15 protein-coding genes and 3 pseudogenes are annotated in these 19,958 nt (G+C 33.8%); 13 read left to right on the forward strand and 5 right to left on the reverse strand.

Going from position 1 to position 19,958, the window contains the following annotated elements:
* Positions 1–49 precede the first annotated feature (49 nt).
* The 12 genes and pseudogenes from ACN19N_RS01425 (at position 50) to ACN19N_RS01480 (ending at position 13,355) form a co-directional block, all read left to right on the forward strand.
* The gene (locus tag ACN19N_RS01425; protein WP_420001830.1) at positions 50–1,996 is read left to right on the forward strand and encodes a hypothetical protein; all 1,947 of its coding nucleotides are present in this window, start codon (positions 50–52) and stop codon (positions 1,994–1,996) included.
* The gene (locus ACN19N_RS01430; protein ID WP_269238638.1) at positions 1,996–2,853 is read left to right on the forward strand and encodes a glycosyltransferase family 2 protein; all 858 of its coding nucleotides are present in this window, start codon (positions 1,996–1,998) and stop codon (positions 2,851–2,853) included. The genes ACN19N_RS01425 and ACN19N_RS01430 overlap by 1 nt, the downstream gene beginning before the upstream one ends.
* Positions 2,854–2,856: 3 nt before the next feature.
* On the forward strand, positions 2,857–3,585 hold the full coding sequence (locus ACN19N_RS01435; RefSeq protein WP_269238637.1) for a class I SAM-dependent methyltransferase: 729 nt from the start codon (positions 2,857–2,859) through the stop codon (positions 3,583–3,585).
* 124 nt (positions 3,586–3,709) lie between these two features.
* Positions 3,710–4,420 (forward strand): annotated as a pseudogene (locus ACN19N_RS01440) (ABC transporter transmembrane domain-containing protein); the annotation flags it as partial.
* Positions 4,421–4,504: 84 nt separating this feature from the next.
* Positions 4,505–5,183: pseudogene (locus tag ACN19N_RS01445) on the forward strand (ATP-binding cassette domain-containing protein); the annotation flags it as partial.
* 879 nt (positions 5,184–6,062) lie between these two features.
* The gene (locus tag ACN19N_RS01450; protein WP_420001831.1) at positions 6,063–7,163 is read left to right on the forward strand and encodes a DegT/DnrJ/EryC1/StrS family aminotransferase; all 1,101 of its coding nucleotides are present in this window, start codon (positions 6,063–6,065) and stop codon (positions 7,161–7,163) included.
* A complete protein-coding gene (locus tag ACN19N_RS01455; protein ID WP_420001832.1) occupies positions 7,160–7,813 on the forward strand; it encodes a NeuD/PglB/VioB family sugar acetyltransferase in 654 nt (217 codons plus the stop codon). The genes ACN19N_RS01450 and ACN19N_RS01455 overlap by 4 nt, the downstream gene beginning before the upstream one ends.
* Positions 7,810–9,030: a glycosyltransferase family 4 protein gene (locus tag ACN19N_RS01460; protein WP_420001833.1), complete on the forward strand. Its 1,221-nt coding sequence runs from the start codon at positions 7,810–7,812 to the stop codon at positions 9,028–9,030. Before ACN19N_RS01455 ends, ACN19N_RS01460 begins: the two co-directional genes overlap by 4 nt.
* Positions 9,031–9,072: 42 nt before the next feature.
* A complete protein-coding gene (gene gmd / locus ACN19N_RS01465) occupies positions 9,073–10,200 on the forward strand; it encodes a GDP-mannose 4,6-dehydratase (RefSeq protein ID WP_420001834.1) in 1,128 nt (375 codons plus the stop codon).
* Positions 10,197–11,174: a GDP-L-fucose synthase gene (gene fcl / locus ACN19N_RS01470; RefSeq protein WP_269238631.1), complete on the forward strand. Its 978-nt coding sequence runs from the start codon at positions 10,197–10,199 to the stop codon at positions 11,172–11,174. The genes gmd and fcl overlap by 4 nt, the downstream gene beginning before the upstream one ends.
* 15 nt (positions 11,175–11,189) lie before the next feature.
* On the forward strand, positions 11,190–12,614 hold the full coding sequence (locus ACN19N_RS01475) for a mannose-1-phosphate guanylyltransferase/mannose-6-phosphate isomerase (RefSeq protein WP_420001835.1): 1,425 nt from the start codon (positions 11,190–11,192) through the stop codon (positions 12,612–12,614).
* A gap of 3 nt (positions 12,615–12,617) precedes the next feature.
* The gene (locus tag ACN19N_RS01480) at positions 12,618–13,355 is read left to right on the forward strand and encodes a glycosyltransferase (RefSeq protein WP_269238629.1); all 738 of its coding nucleotides are present in this window, start codon (positions 12,618–12,620) and stop codon (positions 13,353–13,355) included.
* Here the strand turns inward: ACN19N_RS01480 and ACN19N_RS01485 are convergent.
* From ACN19N_RS01485 to ACN19N_RS01500, 4 genes and pseudogenes are all read right to left on the reverse strand, one after another.
* A complete protein-coding gene (locus ACN19N_RS01485; protein ID WP_420001836.1) occupies positions 13,345–14,367 on the reverse strand; it encodes a glycosyltransferase family 4 protein in 1,023 nt (340 codons plus the stop codon). The two genes, ACN19N_RS01480 and ACN19N_RS01485, sit on opposite strands and share 11 nt — an antisense overlap.
* A complete protein-coding gene (locus tag ACN19N_RS01490; protein ID WP_420001837.1) occupies positions 14,364–15,503 on the reverse strand; it encodes a glycosyltransferase family 4 protein in 1,140 nt (379 codons plus the stop codon). The genes ACN19N_RS01485 and ACN19N_RS01490 overlap by 4 nt, the downstream gene beginning before the upstream one ends.
* Positions 15,500–16,468 carry an SGNH hydrolase domain-containing protein gene (locus tag ACN19N_RS01495; RefSeq protein ID WP_420002345.1) on the reverse strand — a complete coding sequence of 323 codons (969 nt, stop codon included), beginning with the start codon at positions 16,466–16,468 and terminating at the stop codon, positions 15,500–15,502. Before ACN19N_RS01495 ends, ACN19N_RS01490 begins: the two co-directional genes overlap by 4 nt.
* A 48-nt stretch (positions 16,469–16,516) precedes the next feature.
* Positions 16,517–17,419, reverse strand: a pseudogene (locus tag ACN19N_RS01500) (acyltransferase family protein); the annotation flags it as partial.
* A gap of 164 nt (positions 17,420–17,583) precedes the next feature.
* Between ACN19N_RS01500 and ACN19N_RS01505 the strand changes: the two are divergent.
* Positions 17,584–19,218, forward strand: coding sequence for a Wzy polymerase domain-containing protein (locus ACN19N_RS01505; protein ID WP_420001838.1), 1,635 nt, complete (start codon positions 17,584–17,586; stop codon positions 19,216–19,218).
* 53 nt (positions 19,219–19,271) lie between these two features.
* Here ACN19N_RS01505 and bfr read toward each other — a convergent pair whose 3' ends face one another.
* Positions 19,272–19,736, reverse strand: coding sequence for a heteropolymeric bacterioferritin subunit Bfr (bfr, locus tag ACN19N_RS01510; RefSeq protein ID WP_269229455.1), 465 nt, complete (start codon positions 19,734–19,736; stop codon positions 19,272–19,274).
* Positions 19,737–19,958 lie beyond the last annotated feature (222 nt).

Genomic DNA, 19,958 nt, shown 5'->3' on the forward strand with positions numbered 1-19,958 from the left:
TTTATTATAATTTAACAAAAAATTTAAATATATTGGATGTATGGTTAAGATGTTTGAATCAAAAAAAATATTACCAATAGGGGCTTTAATATTTAGTTTGTTATTTACTTTTCTTATATATTATCCAGGCTTAAAAGGCGGTTTTCTTTTTGATGATTATTATAATTTAGCTGAAATAAGCCGCTATGGCGATCCTCATGATTGGAGTGCAGCTGAAAAATTTGTTACAGAAGGTGGTTCTGGACCAACGGGTCGACCTATTGCTTTAGCTAGTTTCTTATTACATATAAATAGTTGGACAGAAGAAATGGGGTGGTTGGGAAATGCTCAACCCTTTAAGCAAGTCAATTTATTTATTCATTTACTCTGTGGTCTACTATTGTTTTTTGTAACACGCTTGTTGTTACGTAGTTATGGTTATGCAGAACAAAAAATCACATGGATTGCTTTATTAGCAACAAGTTTTTGGCTATTACATCCCCTATTTGTTTCAACTACTCTTTATGTCATTCAACGAATGGCACAATTACCACTATTATTTAGTTTGATTGCAATGATTGGCTATTTAAAAGGTCGTGCACTAATTGTGCATAAACCTTTGAAAGCTTATTTCATTATGACCATATCGATTGGTTTAGGTACAATATTGGCAACCTTCAGTAAAGAAAATGGTGCATTATTACCTTTATTAATTTTGGTTATTGAATTTTGTAACCCCAAGCGAGATGGAAAACCAATTTTGCTATGGAGGGTTATTTGCCTTTGGCTGCCATCTTTACTCATTGCTGCCTTACTTATTCATTATATTGATTTTTCAGGAAACCCTTGGTCAAATCGTACATTTAATCAGATTGAACGTTTGTGGAGTGAGGGGCGAATTTTAACCGATTATTTAAGGTGGTTGTGGATTCCTCGTATTGAGGGTACGGGACTGTTGCAAGATGGTTTTCTTGTTTCTAAAGGTTGGTTAAGTCCTGCTTCTACATTATATTCCGCTTTTTTCTTATTATGTTTATTGATTGTTGGTTTTGCTGTTCGTAATAGATATCCTCTAATTGCACTGGCAATTTTGTTCTTTTTTGCAGCTCATTTAATAGAATCTACGGTAATAGGTTTAGAGTTATATTTTGAGCATAGAAATTATGTAGCTGCTATATTTATGTTTTTACCCCTAGCTGCTGGTTTGAGTAGTTTATCTGAGAAAGTAAAACCGAGTATTGTTATTCTGATTAGTGTCTTGATACTAAGTGTTTTGTCATTTATGACATGGCAGCGTACTATGTTGTGGGCAGATACTGATAAATTACAAATGTACTGGGCACAGAATAATCCTAATTCAGAACGTGGATTGGTCTTTATGGCAAATTATTGGGCTAGCCATGGAGAAAATGAAAGAGCAAATCAGCTATTAGTTGAAGCATCGCAAAAACATCCTGAAAGTGGCTTAATCGCATTTCAATTATTATTACAACAGGTGAATGATAAAACCGTAACAGAACAGGACTTTGTTAGTTTACAGAAAAAAATACCTCAACAGCGTTCTGATCCTCAAGTGATGATACGTGTACGAGATATTGTTGTGAGTATTGTTAGTGATCAACAGAAAGTGGTCGATGCTAGAGTGATGATGGAAGTGTTAGATGCTTTCATGTTACCAAATTCAGCATATCGAGATATACCGAACTTAGATGCTATGATTCTTGTGTTAAAAGGTTTGTTATTTGTTGATATGGGAGATGTTTCAAATGGTTATGATTCTTACCATAAAGCTATTTTACTAAATCCAGATATTGATAAAGCTCTTGCTATGGTGTCAGATCTAGGTAACCATGGATATCGTCAGCAGGCTTTGCAGTTGTTAGGTGTTGCAGAGGCTGAGTATGTTAAACAGCCAGATCTAATGCTAGCAAAACCAAGAGCATATTCTAACGAACAAATTGTGCAGTTAAGGCAAGCAATACAAATAGACTTAAAAAACTCTGAGGATAGTAATTGATGGCAATTAGTGTGGTGCTGCCTGCTAAAAATGAAGCAGCTGCAATTGGACAAACAATTGAGAAGATTAAGCAGCTGCAGGCTATTGATGAAATTGAAATTATTGTAGTAAATGATGGTTCGACTGATTCAACCAAAGTTGTTGCTGAGCAGGCTGGAGCAAGAGTTGTATCGCATCCATACTCTAAAGGAAATGGTGCCGCAATTAAGACAGGAGCTAGGGAGGCTATTGGGGACATTATTATATTTATGGATGCCGATGGGCAACATGATCCACAAGATATCCCGCGTTTGATAGAGAAAATTGGGCAAGGTTATGATTTGGTTGTTGGGGCAAGACAAAAAGGTTCACAAGCAAGTATTGGTCGTGGTATTGCAAATAAGCTCTATAATAATTTAGCAACTTATATGACAGAGCATCCAGTAGAAGATCTTACTTCTGGTTTTAGAATTGTGCGAGCAGATAAATTTAGAGAGTTCTTATATTTATTACCAAATGGTTTTTCTTATCCCACCACCAGTACGATGGCTTTTTTTCGTGCAGGATATTCTGTTGGTTATGTCCCTATTCATGCGGCTAAACGAATTGGAAAAAGTCATATTAAGCCCATTAAAGATGGTGTAAGGTTTTTCTTGATTATCTTTAAAATAGCAACACTTTTCTCGCCATTAAAAATGTTTCTGCCAATTGCCATGATTTTATTTGTGATGGCAACAGGATGGTATGGCTATACCTTGTATGAATTCGGGCGGTTTACTAATATGAGTGCGTTACTTTATACAGGTAGTGTAATGATTTTTTTAATGGGGCTAATTTCGGAGCAGATTACCAATTTGATGTATAAAGATGGAAATTAAGACATGGAACACTTAAGAAAGCCCCATGTTGTTCTGGATAATCGAAATAGTAAAGCCATTAAAATTCAAAAAATTATTGCATCCGAAAGAGGGTTTCGGCAACAGGATTTTATTCTTGAAATTGGTACAGGTAGTGGTGGAATAGCAGCATATTTCGCTGCACAGAACATACAATTTAATGTTCAGACTGTTGATGTAGTTGATAGTCGGGTATCTAAAGAAGGTTATCAGTTTCAGTTGGTTAATGGTACAACCTTGCCATTTGAGGATGAAAGTTTTGATGTCGTGATTACCAATCATGTAATAGAGCATGTAGGGGAATCGGATGCGCAGCTTCATCATCTTTGTGAGATAAAGCGTGTATTAAAGAAAGATGGTGTTGCTTATTTGGCAGTCCCAAATAGATGGATGCTAGTTGAACCTCATTATCAGTTAATTTTTTTAAGCTGGTTACCGAAAAAATATCGTTCAAAATATCTTAAAAAGATGAGAAATATTGATTTTTATGATTGTGAACCATTTGAGAAGAAACAGCTGGAAAATTTATTTGATATTGTTGATTTTTCTTACCAAAATCAAACGATTCAGGCACTTAAGATTTTATTGCAAGATGAAAGAGAAAATCATAAATTTTTGTATTATATGTTCTTGTTTATCCCTGATTTTGTGTTAAGAGTATTTCTAGGTGTTATTCCAACTTTAATTTATACAATGAAAATCAATAGGCATTGATGTGTTAAATACTTTAGTACAGCTTTGGCGGATTCTTACACCACTAGATAAACGTAAATTAGTTTTAGTTCTAGTTTTGGTTTTAGTGATGGCGTGTATTGAAGCTGCTGGGGTAGTATCGATTATGCCTTTTTTAGCAGTTTTATCAAACCCTTTAATTATTGAAACAAATTCTATTTTTCATAAACTATATGTATTATCAAATAGCCAAAGTACCCAGCAATTTATTATGTATATGGGAGTATTATCTCTATTTGTTGTGATATTTTCAGCAGGGTTTAAAATTGTTACGCAGTATGCTCTATATCGTTTTGGTAATTTGCAGCGTCATTATTTTTCAACTCGATTACTAAGTATCTATTTAAAACAGGATTATGAATTTTTTATACAGCGTAATAGTTCAGCGCTTATCAAAAATGTATTAGCAGAAACAGATCAGTTGGTCTGGAATATGATTCAACCAGCTTTGCTCATCTTATCCTATGGTGTTGTACTTTGTGCAATGGTGGGGATTTTGTTGATTTATGATCCTATTATGGCAATTTCAACGGCATTGGTTTTAATTGGATTTTATTTTGGTATTTACTGGATAGTGAAAAGACGGCTTAATCGTATTGGATTGGGTTTTGCAGAGGCGAATACTGAACGTTATCAATCCTGTCAGGAAGCATTGGGTGGGATTAAGGATGTCATTATCAATCATGCTCAGCAAGGCTATCTTGATAATTTTGAAAAATATTCTAGAACTTATGCAAGACATTATGCAACGAAAGATACATTAGGACAGATTCCGTTACATATTATTGAAACAGTAGGTTATAGTTGTTTGATTATTTTGGCAATTATTCTAGCGTATTCTGGTAAGGATGTATCGCATATTCTGCCAGTATTAGGCTTGTATGGTTTTGCTGCTTATCGTATGTTACCAGCAGCGCAAAATATCTATCGCTCAGTGACCCAGATTAAATTTTCAGAACATGTTTTTGATAATGTGCAAAGAGAATTTGCCCTAGAGCAGGGTCAGAAAAAATTAGCACAAAATGGCGAGACTTTAGATTTTCATCAGGAAATCCGGTTAGAGCATCTTGAGTTTGCTTATCCAAGCAGGCAGGATAAGTCCGTGATTAGAGACTTTAGTTTTACGATTGTTAAAAATACGAGTGTGGGCATTGTTGGCAAAAGTGGTAGTGGAAAAAGTACGCTAATGGATTTGATGTTGGGTTTGCTTAAACCTCAAAGTGGTCAGATTTTTATTGATGATACTGAGTTAGTGCAGCAAAACATGGCAGCATGGTATAATATTGTTGGCTATGTTCCACAAAGTATTTATCTGGCAGATAAGTCCATTGCAGAAAATATTGCCTTTGGTGTGCCAATCGAGCAGATTGATTTAGCTCAAGTTGAATTTGTGGCTAAACAGGCGCAAATCCATAATTTCATAATGGAACAATTACCGCAAGGTTACGGTACAATAGTTGGCGAATGTGGAGTGATGTTGTCTGGTGGGCAAAAACAACGTGTTGGAATTGCTCGCGCATTGTATAAAAATCCACAGATTTTATTTATGGATGAAGCAACTAGTGCTTTAGATACAGAAACAGAGCAAGCGGTAAATGAAGCTATCCAAAAATTGAGTGGGCAAAAAACTATGATTATAATTGCTCATCGGGAAAGTGCAGTGGCGAAGTGTGACAGGATTGTGAGATTGGGGTGAGGTGATGCAATGCAAGATATTCGCTGAGTACAACTTAAATAGAATGCTTGCAAACGAACCAGAGAGCGTTAACCAGTATAGTTAAACTTGGTATAATACGAGATAACTGATCTTGAAAAATAAGGTTTAATCCAAGTCTTTTAATTTGCATGGAATGTAATGAAAGATTATTTTATCCATCAAAGTAACCCAGAGATTACAGGTTCATGTGATGCGGTACTGTCTTTAAACAAGGCATGATTGAAAAAGGTTAGGGTTGGATGGATGTGATTAAAAGCTGCAATTAATCGTCACATACTTATAATGAAGCAGTTGTCAAAGCAATTTGTGAGAGAATAATTAGCTTTTATCATCCATTATTTATCTTATTTGAAAGTAAAATGTATAGTCTGGTTGAGTATGATGACTGAACAATATGGACTTCCTAATTACGCCATAGAGAAAGTTTGTGTAATATTTAAAAAGTATCCGCAGATTGAAAAATTGATGTTTTATGGATATCGAGCAAAAGGGTGTTGGTATAGGTTTAGATATAGACTTGAGCATACAAGGTGATCTTGATGTGGACACATTACTCAAGATAGAGGGTGAATAGATGACTTATTACTACTTTGGCCTTTGGGTTTGTCCGTATTACATCAGATAGATAATATAGATTTGATAAAACATACTCGGCGTTGTGGTGTGGTTTTTTATGATGGTGATCATCGCTCATAGGGAAAGTGTGATAGGACATTAAGTTTATAGTAATATTAGGAATGGCATGACTAAGATACCAGTATATCAACCTTCGCTTTCTGGGCGTGAAAAGGAATATGTTATAGATTGTTTGGATTCTACTTGGATTTCTTCAAAAGGAGAATATATTAATCGGTTTGAGCAAGAATTTTCAAAAAAAATTGGTGTTAATCATGCAATCACGGTGAGTAATGGAACAGTCGCTCTTCACCTAGCTCTTATTGCCTTGGGAATTTCTTCAGAAGATGAAGTGATTGTTCCAAGTTTGACATATATTGCATCTGTGAATGCAATTTCTTATACAGGTGCACACCCTATATTTGTTGATTCTTTATATGATACATGGCAGATGGACCCAAATGATATAATTAAAAAAATTACACCTCGTACAAGAGCAATCATGGTGGTTCATTTATATGGACATCCGTGTGATATGGATGCAATTATGCAAATTGCTTCAGAGCATAACTTATATGTAATAGAAGATTGTGCTGAAGCTTTTGGATCTAAATATAAAGAAAATGTTGTAGGTAGTATTGGAGATATAGCAACCTTCAGTTTTTTTGGTAATAAAACTATTACCACAGGCGAAGGTGGAATGGTTGTAACTAACTCATCATCCTTAGCTGAAAAGGTTATGCATTACAAAGGTCAGGGGTTAGCCAAAAATCGAGAATATTGGCATGATGTTATTGGCTATAACTATAGAATGACTAATATTTGCGCTGCAATTGGTTTAGCTCAAATAGAACAAGCCGATGATTTTATCTATAGAAAACGAGAGATTGCCACACGATATCGCCAATATTTATCTGAATGCCCGATAGAAGTTCATCATGATTTTTTGGACGGATTACATACCTACTGGATGGTTTCCATTCTGACCAATGATACTCAAGATCGTGATAAGCTAAGAACTTATCTAGCTAACAATGGAATAGAAACTCGCCCACTATTTCACCCTATTCACACGATGCCTATGTACAGTAATCAGCCATATCATTACCCCATAGCAGAAGATTTGGCTAAAAGAGGTATTAATTTACCGAGTTGGCCTACCATGACTATTCAGCAACAAGATTTAGTCATTCATACCATTCACCAATATTTTCAGGATAAACCATGAAAGTTTTTTTCGGTGCTTCAGGTTTTGCCAAAGAAATTTACTGGTTGTATAAACGCCAACAACAAGCAAAACAACAACCTTTCGATGATATTGAATACTTTATTGTTTCAGATGATGAAATAATATCATCCCATTTATTGAAAGATATTAAAGTTATACACGAATCAGTATTTTTTAATAAATTCAAAAAAGTAGATCTCATTGCTTATATTGCCATTGGTTCACCAGAGATTAGAAAAGTAATTTTCAATAAGGTGTTGAATTGGAATAACAATGTTAACTTTCCATCTCTTGTAGATCCTTCAGTAATTATGGACAACGATGGTGCAATAAAGATTGGACAAGGTGCTATTATTTGTGCAGGCAATATTATTACAACAGATATAATAATCGATGATTTCGTACACATTAACATCGATTGCACAATAGGGCACGACGTTAAAATAGCCTCATTCTCTACACTTTCGCCAGGTTGTCATATTTCAGGAAATGTGAATATTGGACATAGTGTCTTTTGTGGTACAGGTGCAGTGATTCTTGAAGAAATATCTATCGCTAATAATACAATAATAGGTGCTGGGGCTGTTGTAACTAAAGATATCTCAGTCACAGGAACTTATATAGGGATACCTGCAAAGAGAGTAAAATGAAAATTAGTATATTAACTCATGGTTTTGCAAATTGGGGAGGGGGGATTGATTTTATTCGTTTTATTTCATCTTCAATTGCGTGTGCTGCATCTAACGATCACATTCATAAGAATTTGATCATTCCAAAAAATGATTATAAGTTGAAAATCAGGCATTCTATTTACCCATTCAAACAAGCATTAAACCAAATCGCCAATGGTGAGTTTCCTGATTGGAAAACCAAACCCAAATTATCGGATGCATATTATCAAAATATGTTTTCTGATTTATCACCTGAGTTTGAAATCTTGCAAAGTGGCTCTAATTATACTGATCAATTAAATACTACCATACGACTTGATTCAGATATAGTTTTACCCTGCCTTGTTCCACCAAACAAAAATTTTTCATTACCTTGGATTGGCTATTTGCCTGACTTTCAACACCGACATTTTCCACAATTTTTTTCAAAACAAGAAATTAAAGGTAGAAACAGAAATTTCAAATATATGTTAGATAATGCAGATCATTTGATAGTGAATGCAAGAGCTGTACAACAAGATATCGAGTGCTTTTATGCGGATCATAAAGCCAATATTCATGTTTTACCATTCAGTCCACATCCCCAATTAAATTGGCTGACTAGTGAATTAGATTGTCGCGAGAAATATCACATAAATAAGCCATATTTTATGATAAGCAACCAATTCTGGAAACATAAAGACCATGTGACAGCGTTCAAAGCATTTGCACAATATCTTCAAAATAGGGGAAATGCAATCTTAGTTTGCACAGGTGAAACTAACGACTATCGGTTTCCAAATTATTTTAGAGAGTTACAAGACTTAATTAAGCTACTTGAGATTGAACAATATGTCAGAATATTGGGGCATATTCCAAAAATTGAGCAAATTTCGCTATTAAAGCAGTCATTGGCGATAGTACAACCGACTTTATTTGAGGGCGGACCTGGTGGTGGGGCGTGTTATGATGCAATTGCACTAGGTGTACCTGTAATCGTTTCAAATATTCCTGTTAATTTAGAAATTGATTGTGGAGAGGTTTGTTTTTTTGAGGCAGGTAATCATATTTCACTTGCACAAGCCTTACATCAACGAGGTGATAAGCAGTTATTACGCCCAAGCGTTCAGCATCTAATGCACGTTGGACATGAACGACAGCGACGCTGTGGCGAATTTATTTTAAATGTTATAGAACAAGCATGTGTTAAGGGATAAATAGTTCTGTGACCATATGAATGGAAGGTAGGTAAGGAAGGTATGAGAAGAAAAGCACTGATTACAGGTATTACAGGACAAGATGGTTCATATCTAGCCGAATTTCTGTTAGAAAAAGGTTATGAAGTTCATGGGATTAAACGTCGTTCATCATTGTTTAATACACAGCGGATTGACCATTTGTACCAAGACCCACATATAGATGGAAAACGTCTAATTCTACATTATGGTGATTTAACTGATTCATCAAATCTAACCCGTATTTTGCAGCAAGTACAACCTGATGAAGTCTATAACTTAGCTGCACAATCGCATGTAGCAGTAAGTTTTGAATCTCCTGAATACACCGCAGATGTGGATGCCTTAGGAACATTACGTTTACTTGAGGCGATTCGGTTTTTAGGCCTAGAGAAAAAAACTAAATTTTATCAAGCATCTACTTCTGAATTATATGGTCTAGTACAAGAAACACCACAAACAGAAACAACACCATTTTATCCTCGGTCACCTTATGCAGTTGCAAAATTATATGCCTATTGGATTACGATTAATTATCGTGAAGCCTATGGAATATATGCTTGTAATGGCATTCTGTTTAACCATGAATCTCCTCGTCGTGGTGAAACTTTTGTGACTCGCAAAATTACTCGAGGGTTAGCATATATCGCTTTAGGTTTAGAAAAATGCTTATATCTTGGTAATTTAAATGCTTTGCGAGATTGGGGGCATGCTAAAGATTATGTTCGGATGCAATGGTTAATGTTGCAACAAGAACAGCCTGAAGATTTTGTAATTGCTACTGGACAACAGTTTTCAGTTCGCCAATTCATTCAATGGTCTGCACAAGAATTAGGTATTTATTTACGATTTGAAGGTGAAGGGGTAGATGAAATAGCAGTGGTTGAACAAATAATAGGTAATATTGCCACAGGGTTAAAAGTTGGGGATATTATTGTACGAGTGGATGCTCGTTATTTTAGACCTACTGAAGTAGAAACATTATTAGGTGAACCACAAAAAGCTAAAGAAAAATTAGGCTGGATTCCTGAAATTACTGTGCAAGAGATGTGTAAGGAAATGGTACAGGAAGATTTAAAGCTAGCCCAACGTAATGCTTTATTAAAACAATCTGGACATGAAGTCTTTTTACCGTGGGAAGCGGATAGATGAGTCAAGCCAAAGCACAGAAAATATTTATTGCAGGGCATCAGGGGATGGTTGGCTCTGCACTTGTGCGTGTATTACAGCAAGATACAAATAATGAACTTGTTACAGCATGTCGGGAAACTTTAGATTTAAGTCAGCAAAATGCAGTATTAGATTTTTTTAAACAGCAACAATTTGATCAGATTTATTTAGCTGCTGCCAAAGTCGGTGGAATTTATGCTAATCAGCATTATCCAGCCGAGTTTATTTATCAGAATTTAATGATACAAAATAATATTATTCAGGCAGCACATCAGACAAATGTACAAAAACTATTATTTTTAGGCTCATCCTGTATTTATCCAAAATTTGCAGAACAACCCATTAAAGAAGAAGCATTATTAACAGGATACTTGGAAGCGAGCAATGAACCTTATGCCATTGCCAAGATTGCAGGGATTAAATTGTGTGAAAGTTATAATCGTCAGTACGAACGTGACTATCGTAGTGTTATGCCAACCAATTTATATGGTGTAAATGATAACTTTCACGATCAAAATAGTCATGTGATTCCAGCCTTAATACAACGTATTCACATTGCTAAAATTACCAAGCAAAAACAGGTTGAAATTTGGGGAACTGGGCAAGCAAAGAGGGAATTTCTTTATGTTGATGATATGGCAGCCGCCTGTGTACATGTGATGAATACATCTTTAACGCAATATCAAAATGTGACCGAAACAATGCAATCACATTTAAATATTGGTACAGGTGAAGAAGTGACAATACAGACACTTGCACAGCTGATTTGCGAAGTTATTGGATATTATGGGGAATTAATCTTTAATCACCAAAAACCAGATGGTACCCCCCGAAAAGTATTAGATGTTTCACGTTTGCATCAACTAGGTTGGAAACATCGAATTTCCTTAAAACAGGGATTAAAACAAACCTATTTATGGTATCTTAATCATCAAGGACAGCTAAGAAGTATATAGTTCAAGGATAGGATTATGATTGTACCTGTGATTTTAGCGGGTGGTTCTGGTACAAGATTGTGGCCACTGTCTCGACAATCTTATCCTAAACAATTTTTGCATTTGGTTGATGAAAAGTACACCATGTTGCAATTAACATTAAAACGTTTGGAAAATTTGTCACAAAAAACGTTAGCACCGATTGTGGTATGTAATGAAGATCATCGTTTTGTTGTTGCGGAACAATTACGCCAAATTAATATTGAGCAAGCTTCTATTATTTTAGAGCCTTGTGCAAAGAATACTGCACCAGCAATTACTCTAGCGGCTTTAAGAGCACAAGAATTATATCCCGAGCAAAATATTACATTACTAATATTATCCGCAGATCATTATATTGCCGATATCACTAGTTTTCAGAACAGTATTCTGCTTGCTGAATCGCAAGCACAATTAGAGAAATTAGTAATCTTTGGTGTAAAACCGACTGAACCCAATATAGGTTATGGTTATATTCAACTAGGTGAACAAATAATAAATAAAAAAATATATAAACTAGATAAATTTGTAGAAAAACCAGATATTCATACCGCAGAATATTATGTATCAAGTCAAAATTATTTGTGGAATAGTGGAATGTTTATGTTTCAAACACAAATTTTTCTGCAAGAATTAAAAAAATATCGAATTAATATTTATCAAAATTGTTTAAATGCATGGCAATATAAAACTAAAGATTTAGACTTTATTCGGATCGGTTTAAATGAGTTTCAACAATGCCCAGAAGACTCAATTGACTATGCGATTATGGAGCATACTACACAAGGTGTTGTAGTTGGGCTTGATGTAGGGTGGAATGATTTAGGTTCATGGTCATCATTATGGCAGTCTAATCAAAAAGATGAACAACAAAATGTAATATTTGGAGATGTTCTTACTGAACAAAGTCAAAGTAATTATATTTATGCATCTTCTCGTTTAGTGACAGTCTTAGGGGTGGAAAATCTCATTGTGGTTGAAACCAAAGATGCTGTTCTTATTGCACATCAGGATAAATCACAAGAAATAAAAAGTATTGTTGCACAATTAAAACAGCAACAAAGAATAGAATTATTACAACATAAAGAAGTAGTTAGACCTTGGGGAAAATATGATTGTATTGATGTTGGAGAACGCTATCAAGTTAAACGGATTACAGTGAATCCTAAAGCAAAGTTATCGTTACAATTACATCATCATCGAGCAGAGCATTGGGTTGTGGTTAAAGGTACAGCAAAAGTAATAAATGGTGAGAAACAGTATTATGTGACTGAAAATGAATCAACATTTATTCCTTTAGGTACAATGCATAGTTTGGAGAACCCAGGTTGTATTCCCTTAGAATTAATAGAAATTCAGTCAGGTAGTTATCTTAGTGAAGATGATATTATACGCTTCAAAGATCAATATGGGCGTGCTTAGTGAATGATCAAAGCAGAAGATTTTGATGGGAAAATTAGTATTATTACAGCCATTTATAATGCAGAAGATTGTATTCATCATTTAATTGAAAGTCTAAGGATGCAAACGGATCAAAATTTTGAATGGGTTGTAGTGGATGGATTATCTACAGATAGTACTTTAGAAACTTTAAAAAAGATTGTTGACTTAAATATAAAAATAATCTCAGAAGCTGATTTTGGAATCTACGATGCACTGAATAAAGGGATTAAGGCTTGTGAGGGAGAGTATTATCTAGTTGCTGGTGCAGATGATATATTTTATTCAAATGCTGTGAAGGATTATAAGAATGCACTTGAAGGAAGAGTAGATATGGTAACTGCACAAATCAAGATAGGGCAATATATATCAAAGCCAAGTAATAAACCGTCTTGGTGGGTGGGACAATTTCATTGGGTTTCTGCACATGCTTTAGGGTTATTGATTCGGAAAGAATTACATCATCAATATGGTTATTATTCAAGAAAGTTTCCAATCGCTGCAGATCAATTATTTATCAAAAAATGTTGTCAAAGTGGAGTGAACGTAAAATATATAGATTGTTTGGTTGGAGAGTTTGGAGTTGAGGGCGTAAGCTCATATGATGCTATTGGAACATGTACAGAGGCATTTCGTGTTCAGCTCCTTACTGAAAAAAATAAATGGGTTCAATATATATTGTTTATACTAAAGTTAACTAAAAGAATGTTTATTAGGTTCTAACGATTAGATTATATATATTGATATATTCTTTCAACATATTATCGGTATTAAATCTTTGAATAGCCATTTCTCTCGCCATTTTTCCTATCTCTATACATTTTTTGGGGTTTCGTTTTAAATATTGAATCGTTTCGACGAAATCCTGAATATTATCTTTTTCACATAAAAGACCTGTCACACCATGATTTATTAGTTCAGTTAATGCTGAACCATTGGTAATAACAACAGGTAAACCACAGGCCATTGCTTCAATAACAACTAATCCGAATCCTTCACTTCTTGATGGAAATAAAAGAGCATCAGCATTTTGCATTGCTTTAATTACTTGTTCATGAGTCAACCTTCCTAAATCATGTGTATTCGGTGGCATATATATGCTATCTTTTTTTTCTGCTTCACCACCTGTATATTGGAGCTTAAAATTATCACCTAATTTGCTTATTATGGGGAATAATAAGTCTACACCTTTTAAATTACGCCATGCTCCCACATAAAGTAATTGAAATTGTTCATTAGATTTTTTATGGTAGTGACTAGGTTTATATTTATCTGTATCAATGCTGTTATAAATTACTTGTATTGGAACATTACACAAGGTCTGTTGTGCCATTTTTGCCACAAATTGGCTTACAGCAGTAACATGATTTGCTAGTTGCATTACGCGTCGTTCATTCGGTGCTATCCAATACCTGTGATAAGCTGCTCTTAACATGCCCTTGCGTGGATGTAATTCAGGATCGTGAATAGCATGGTGTAAGGTCGCAATTACAGGTAATTGTTTAGGTAAAAATCGAGTATGTAACCAAGTATTTACATGTACTATGGTTGCCCATTTTGGGGGAGATGGAATGGGTACAGTCCAAGGTAGATATTCAGCTCGTAATGGTAACCAAGTTATTTCTGCTTTTATTCCTTGTTTATTTAATCCTTCTACTAATCGTTCTGTAAAAACATCTGTACCAGTATGTGTTCTTATTGCAGGGAACCATATAGCTGGTTTGCTAGTTGTCATAAATTATCCATTAAAGACTGTAATTTACTTTTTAAATTATACCAAGAAAATTGTTCAGCATAGTTCTTGCATAGCCTTTCGTTTAATACAAGTTCATTTTGCAAAAGCTGTATTGTAAATTTATTAAACATAGAATAACTCTGATTTTTAATTAAATATCCTGTCTCTGTATGTTTAACAGCATCCACAATTCCTCCTGTAGCAAAAGCGATTGTTGGTATACCGTGTGCTGCTGCTTCAATAGCAACCATCCCAAAACCTTCAGGATCATTGGGAATATTTTTAACAGGAAAAATATGAATATCTGCTAGATAATACCAAGAAGAAAGTAGCTCATCATCAGAGATATTGCCAGTGAAAAGTATATTATTCTGAATATTATATTTTTTTGCTGCGATAAGGATCGACTCTTTGCTTTGTAGGTTTTTATTTAATGATTGAGATGGAGTATCACCAATAATCACTAATATTGTATTTGGACAAGATTGAATAATTGTTGAAAGGCTATTTTCTATAAATTCAAGAATACCCTTACGTGTTGTTAGGCGACCAACAGAGATTAGAATTTTTTTATCTTCCAGTTGAAACTGTGCTTTTAAAATATTTATAAGATTTTGATTTTTGTTAGGGGCAGGGAAACTTACTCCTGGAAAAATAATTTCTAGTTTATCTTGATGGACTCCTTTTTGCACACAAATATTAGATGTTGGGGTGCTATTCGCAATTATTTTATCAGCCATTCTAATTGAAGGAACCCAAATTAAATTATAGATTGGGTTGTCCGTCCCTATATCTAATCCATGGATGTAGACTAAACTTTTCTTACGGAAAATCTTAGCCCAAAAAACAGTAATTGGGGCTGTTAAGCCACTACCAGCAAATAAAATGTCTGGACGTTGTGTTAAGCAGATCCAAAAAGTTTTGATAAAAGCTAATATAAGGAAAAAAAATAATGGATTTAATTTTACTCCGTAAAATGAGACTTTTGCTGGTACAATTTTTCTTGCATCAAGATGGCTAATCAGCAGAACATCATGATCCGTAGATAATTCATCTATTATATGCCAATTTAAGCGTTCCATACCTCCAATAAGAGGAGGTAAATTGCGTGTAATAAATAAAATTTTTTTTTTCAATTGTTATGACCTTGCAAAAAAGGATTGGTATGCTTTTGAAGGTAAATTTTACCTAAAATACTTGAACCTTCATAGGTTAGATGCTGTTGATCTCGATATAAAGAAGTATTTTGCAGTGATGAAAAGCATTCCTCTTTATTGCAAATGATATCTGTAAAATCAATTACAATAAGTGATGGGAATGACTTTTGCAGTTCGATTAGCATTCTTTGCCATTCAGTAAAATCACTGTCATGCTTGATCCGAGGGAAATTACAGCTTTTTTTGAATGATCGAAGATGGCAATTTACGTCAACATCCATCAAAATTGGATTGTCATTAATGATAATTGGTTTGGCTCCAGATTGTATAATAGATAAAATGGTTTTTTTTAGCCCCCAATAAAAAAATTCTTTTGACTTTGATTTGTCGATAAAATTATTATTTTTTTTTGAATAAATACTTCTTTCCCAATTATGTGGAAAATATCCGCCCATAACCACATATTTAAAATTATTGTTATAAATATGTTTTTCTATAAATTTGTTTATATTATAAAAATTATCCTCTTTTTTGATTTCTTTTGTTTTATTGTTTATTGTATATCTATCTAAATTTATTAGATATGCTGTGGAAGAATATGTTATTTCATAACCTTTCATATTCGCATCTTTGGCAAATATATCAATCATTCCTGACTGAGAATTTGAATGACTATCACCAACTAAGAGGATATCTATATTTGTTTTTTTTATTTCTCCAAAATAACAACTTTCAATTGGGTGATTATTATTATCTATGCATTTAATTGATGTTTCAGAAGTGGTGGTGCTTTTACTATCCTTTAATTGGTAATTTCTGTATTGGTATATGCCAATAATTATTATAGATGGAAAAATGAATAAAAAAACAATTATTATATTGTTATTTTTAAAAATATTTTTAATTTTCTTTTCAATTAATTCATAGCTAAGTATAGAAAGCATTATTGTTAGTAGGAAAATTATAATTTTTTGGTTTGTATCTAAATTTAAGGATAAAATTGTAAAATATGAAATAATTGGCCAATGCCACAAGTACATCGGGTAGGATATTTTTCCTATATATTCAAATGGTTGTAGGATTTTATATTTTACTTCTGTACCATAAGTAATATATATGGCAGAAAGTATACATATAACTGCTGCATTGTATGATGGAAATATGGATTCATTATTAATAAAGACATTTGTAATAAAAAGTAATATGATTGCAATAGATGCTATTGGAGTTGAATATTTTTTTAATACTATATGTGGTTTGTGGAAATTAATACAAGCACCAAGTAGAAATTCAAAAAGGCGAGAAGTTAATAGATAGTATGCTTTAATGGGGTCTTTAACTGCGTAAATATGTGAAATTAAAATTGATACTAAAATTGTAATTGTTAATAATATTAATATAGTTTTATTTTTAAATTTAAGCAATGCTATTAATGTGAGTGGTCAGATTAAATAGAACTGTTCTTCTAGACTTAAAGACCATAAGTGAAGTAATGGAGTGGTTTCAGCATTAATTTTGAAATAATTTCCTAATAAAATCGAGTAATAAATATTTGAATTTAGTGTAATTGCTGAAAGTGCAGTTTTAAACAACTCATTCAATTCCGTAGGTGTTAGAATGAGAGAGAAAACAATTATTACGGTGAAAACAACCAAGAAAAATGATGGTGCTAAGCGAGAAATGCGTCTGCTGTAAAATGATTTAAGTGAAAAGTGCTGGGTTGTTAATTTTTCATATTTTATATTTTTTGTTATGAGATATCCTGATATGACTAGAAATATATCTACACCAATAAATCCTCCATTAAAGTAAGGAACTTTAAGATGGTGTAAAATCACCAGTAAAACGGCTATTGCCCTTAATATATCAATGTGACTCAGGTAGCTTTTATTCATAAAAATGCTATATTTATCTTCATTTTACATAAGATACTGATAAATATATCCTATTTTTTTTGTTGTGTCATTTTAAATTAAAATTCAAATTGAATACATGTGAAATTAGCATGAATGTTAGACTCATCATATAATCTCTAGATAGCTTTTCCTTTGAGCAAAATATGTTTTTCCTGAGCCTAATTTTGTCAGCTGCCTTATTTAGTTTTGCTTGGCTGTCACCATTTCATACCTATCCCTGGGTGACATTTTCTAGTGAGTTGGCAAGCTTCGGAGCTGCGTTGGCGTTACTAGGTGTTCTGCTCAAACAAAATATTAAAATTCCTAAACCACAACTTTTGATGTTGCCTTTGCTTTTGATTCCTATATTTCAATGGCTATTTGAACTCGTTCCAGATTTTAGTGTGGCATTGCTAAGTTTTTCATATGTTTTTATGTTCTGGTTGATGATGATAGGTGGATATAACCTGTCCTCTACATCTGAAAATCGTCAACGCTCTATGCAAGGGGCGAGTTATGTAGTACTAAGCGTTGCTTTTATAAGTAGTTTGATTGCGATTGTTCAATGGTTGAATCTAGAGTCAAATTTTAGTTGGATTATTCAACTCAAAGGAAGCCGACCATATGCGAATTTTGGTCAACCTAATAATTTAGCTACATTTTTGATTGTAGGTTTAATGGGTGCGTTGTTCTTATATGAAAAGCATAAAGCATCTTTGTGGCTACTTATTCCATCAAGCTTATCTATCTTATTTGCGATTTGCTTAACGCAATCACGGACTTCTTGGCTAGTCTGTATTTTTATTTGTATCTATTGGGTGATTAAGCAATATAAGAATAAACCAAGGCTTAATTTTATTAAGTTATTGGGTTGGGCTGCTACGTATTTTTTAATTGCGGGCTATTTATTGCCTATTATCGCACAATTCATGACGATAAGTGTTGGAGAGGCGGTAACCCATACAGCATCACTAGCAGAACGTGCAGGTTCAGGGCATGAGCGTCTTGGGATGTGGATGCAAATTATACATGCCATAGGTGAGCGTCCGTGGTTTGGTTATGGCTGGAATCAAACAAGTGTCGCGGTTGTGGAAAGTATCCATTTTAATACCGTACAAGTTTGGTTTAATAGCGCACATAATATCCTGTTAGATCTGTTGGTTTGGAATGGTTTGCCATTAGGCTTTTTAATTATTGCTTACTTTGCGATTTGGTTGTTTTGGTTAAGTAAAAATGCAAAAGATACTATTTCGATTGTAGCAATATTAATGGTCAGTGCAATTTTGATTCATGCAATGTTGGAGTTTCCGCAGCGTTATGCTTACTTTTTATTGCCAATCGGCTTTTTGTTGGGGTTGATTCAAGCCCAAACGCCAAATTTAAACGGTGTTAGCTTACATCGGAATATTATTCGTTGTGTATGGCTCATTTCTCTGATTGTTTTACTGTTGATTTGGCGAGATTACAAACTGTTCCAAGATAATAGTCAATTGGTTTTTAAGCAAAAAACAGCTTCAGAAGAGATATTGGGTAGTTCTAAAATATTGATACTCACTCAATTTCAACAACGATTAGATTGGATTGCTTTAAAGCCTCAGACATTGATGTCCGATTCAGATCTTAGCGTAATTGGCGAAATGGTTGAAAATAAGGCTACACCTTATAATTTAAAAAAATATGCACAATTACTTGTTTATAATCATAAGCTTGATGAAGCGGAGCAACAATTATTTGTTTTGCAACAATTGTATAAGCAAAAAATAAGCTTGGCAGAAATTATGGAATTAAATAATAAATAAACTTGTAAAATTCATCTACTTTATCTTTTAAGGGATAAAGTAGATGGCATGCTTTAAATTTGGCTTTGGATATAGTTTTCGATGCCAATATTTTCAACTAAATCAAGTTGCGTGTCGAGCCAATCCCAATATTCTTCTTCTTTCTCTAAAATTTCCTGAACTAAATCACGTGTAACGTAGTCTTGTTGTGCTTCAGCAAGTTCAACAGCTTGTTTAATCGCTTCAATGTTTTCTTTTACTTTACGAATGTCGCAATTGAGGACTTCGATGGTATGTTGCCCAATATATAACTTACCTAGATGCTGTAAATTAGGTAGGCCTTCTAAGAATAAGATCCGTTCAATGACCTTATCAGCGTGTTTCATTTGACGAATTGATTCTTTATATTCAGCAGAACCAAGTTTTTCAATTCCCCAGTCATTAAACATACGAGAGTGTAAAAAATATTGGTTAATTGCAGTTAAATGGTGATAAAGCACCTGATTCAGTTGATTAATCACGTCTCGATTGCCTTTCATTGCACTTACTCCATAAACACCACGTGATGCCCTAGTTGCTAAGGCAATTTATATGATTTTAATCAACAAATCGTGATATGGCGAGTAAATTATAGAACGGCAAATGAAAATCACAATCAAAATACGAAGAGGGTTTGAAGTTAAATCGGTAGCTATGATTTATTAAAAAAACCGCTTATCGGAGGAATGGTTAAAGTTCTACAAGAAGCGGCGGAGTCGTAA

This window comes from Acinetobacter sp. LF10, assembly GCF_048585715.1.
Taxonomy (GTDB): domain Bacteria; phylum Pseudomonadota; class Gammaproteobacteria; order Pseudomonadales; family Moraxellaceae; genus Acinetobacter.

Coding starts and splice junctions, on each gene's coding strand:
- ACN19N_RS01425 (WP_420001830.1), top strand. CDS start 50: ATGTTTGAATCAAAAAAAATATTACCAATAGGGGCTTTAATATTTAGT.
- ACN19N_RS01430 (WP_269238638.1), top strand. CDS start 1,996: ATGGCAATTAGTGTGGTGCTGCCTGCTAAAAATGAAGCAGCTGCAATT.
- ACN19N_RS01435 (WP_269238637.1), top strand. CDS start 2,857: ATGGAACACTTAAGAAAGCCCCATGTTGTTCTGGATAATCGAAATAGT.
- ACN19N_RS01450 (WP_420001831.1), top strand. CDS start 6,063: ATGACTAAGATACCAGTATATCAACCTTCGCTTTCTGGGCGTGAAAAG.
- ACN19N_RS01455 (WP_420001832.1), top strand. CDS start 7,160: ATGAAAGTTTTTTTCGGTGCTTCAGGTTTTGCCAAAGAAATTTACTGG.
- ACN19N_RS01460 (WP_420001833.1), top strand. CDS start 7,810: ATGAAAATTAGTATATTAACTCATGGTTTTGCAAATTGGGGAGGGGGG.
- gmd (WP_420001834.1), top strand. CDS start 9,073: ATGAGAAGAAAAGCACTGATTACAGGTATTACAGGACAAGATGGTTCA.
- fcl (WP_269238631.1), top strand. CDS start 10,197: ATGAGTCAAGCCAAAGCACAGAAAATATTTATTGCAGGGCATCAGGGG.
- ACN19N_RS01475 (WP_420001835.1), top strand. CDS start 11,190: ATGATTGTACCTGTGATTTTAGCGGGTGGTTCTGGTACAAGATTGTGG.
- ACN19N_RS01480 (WP_269238629.1), top strand. CDS start 12,618: ATGATCAAAGCAGAAGATTTTGATGGGAAAATTAGTATTATTACAGCC.
- ACN19N_RS01485 (WP_420001836.1), bottom strand. CDS start 14,367: ATGACAACTAGCAAACCAGCTATATGGTTCCCTGCAATAAGAACACAT.
- ACN19N_RS01495 (WP_420002345.1), bottom strand. CDS start 16,468: ATGCTTTCTATACTTAGCTATGAATTAATTGAAAAGAAAATTAAAAAT.
- ACN19N_RS01505 (WP_420001838.1), top strand. CDS start 17,584: ATGTTTTTCCTGAGCCTAATTTTGTCAGCTGCCTTATTTAGTTTTGCT.
- bfr (WP_269229455.1), bottom strand. CDS start 19,736: ATGAAAGGCAATCGAGACGTGATTAATCAACTGAATCAGGTGCTTTAT.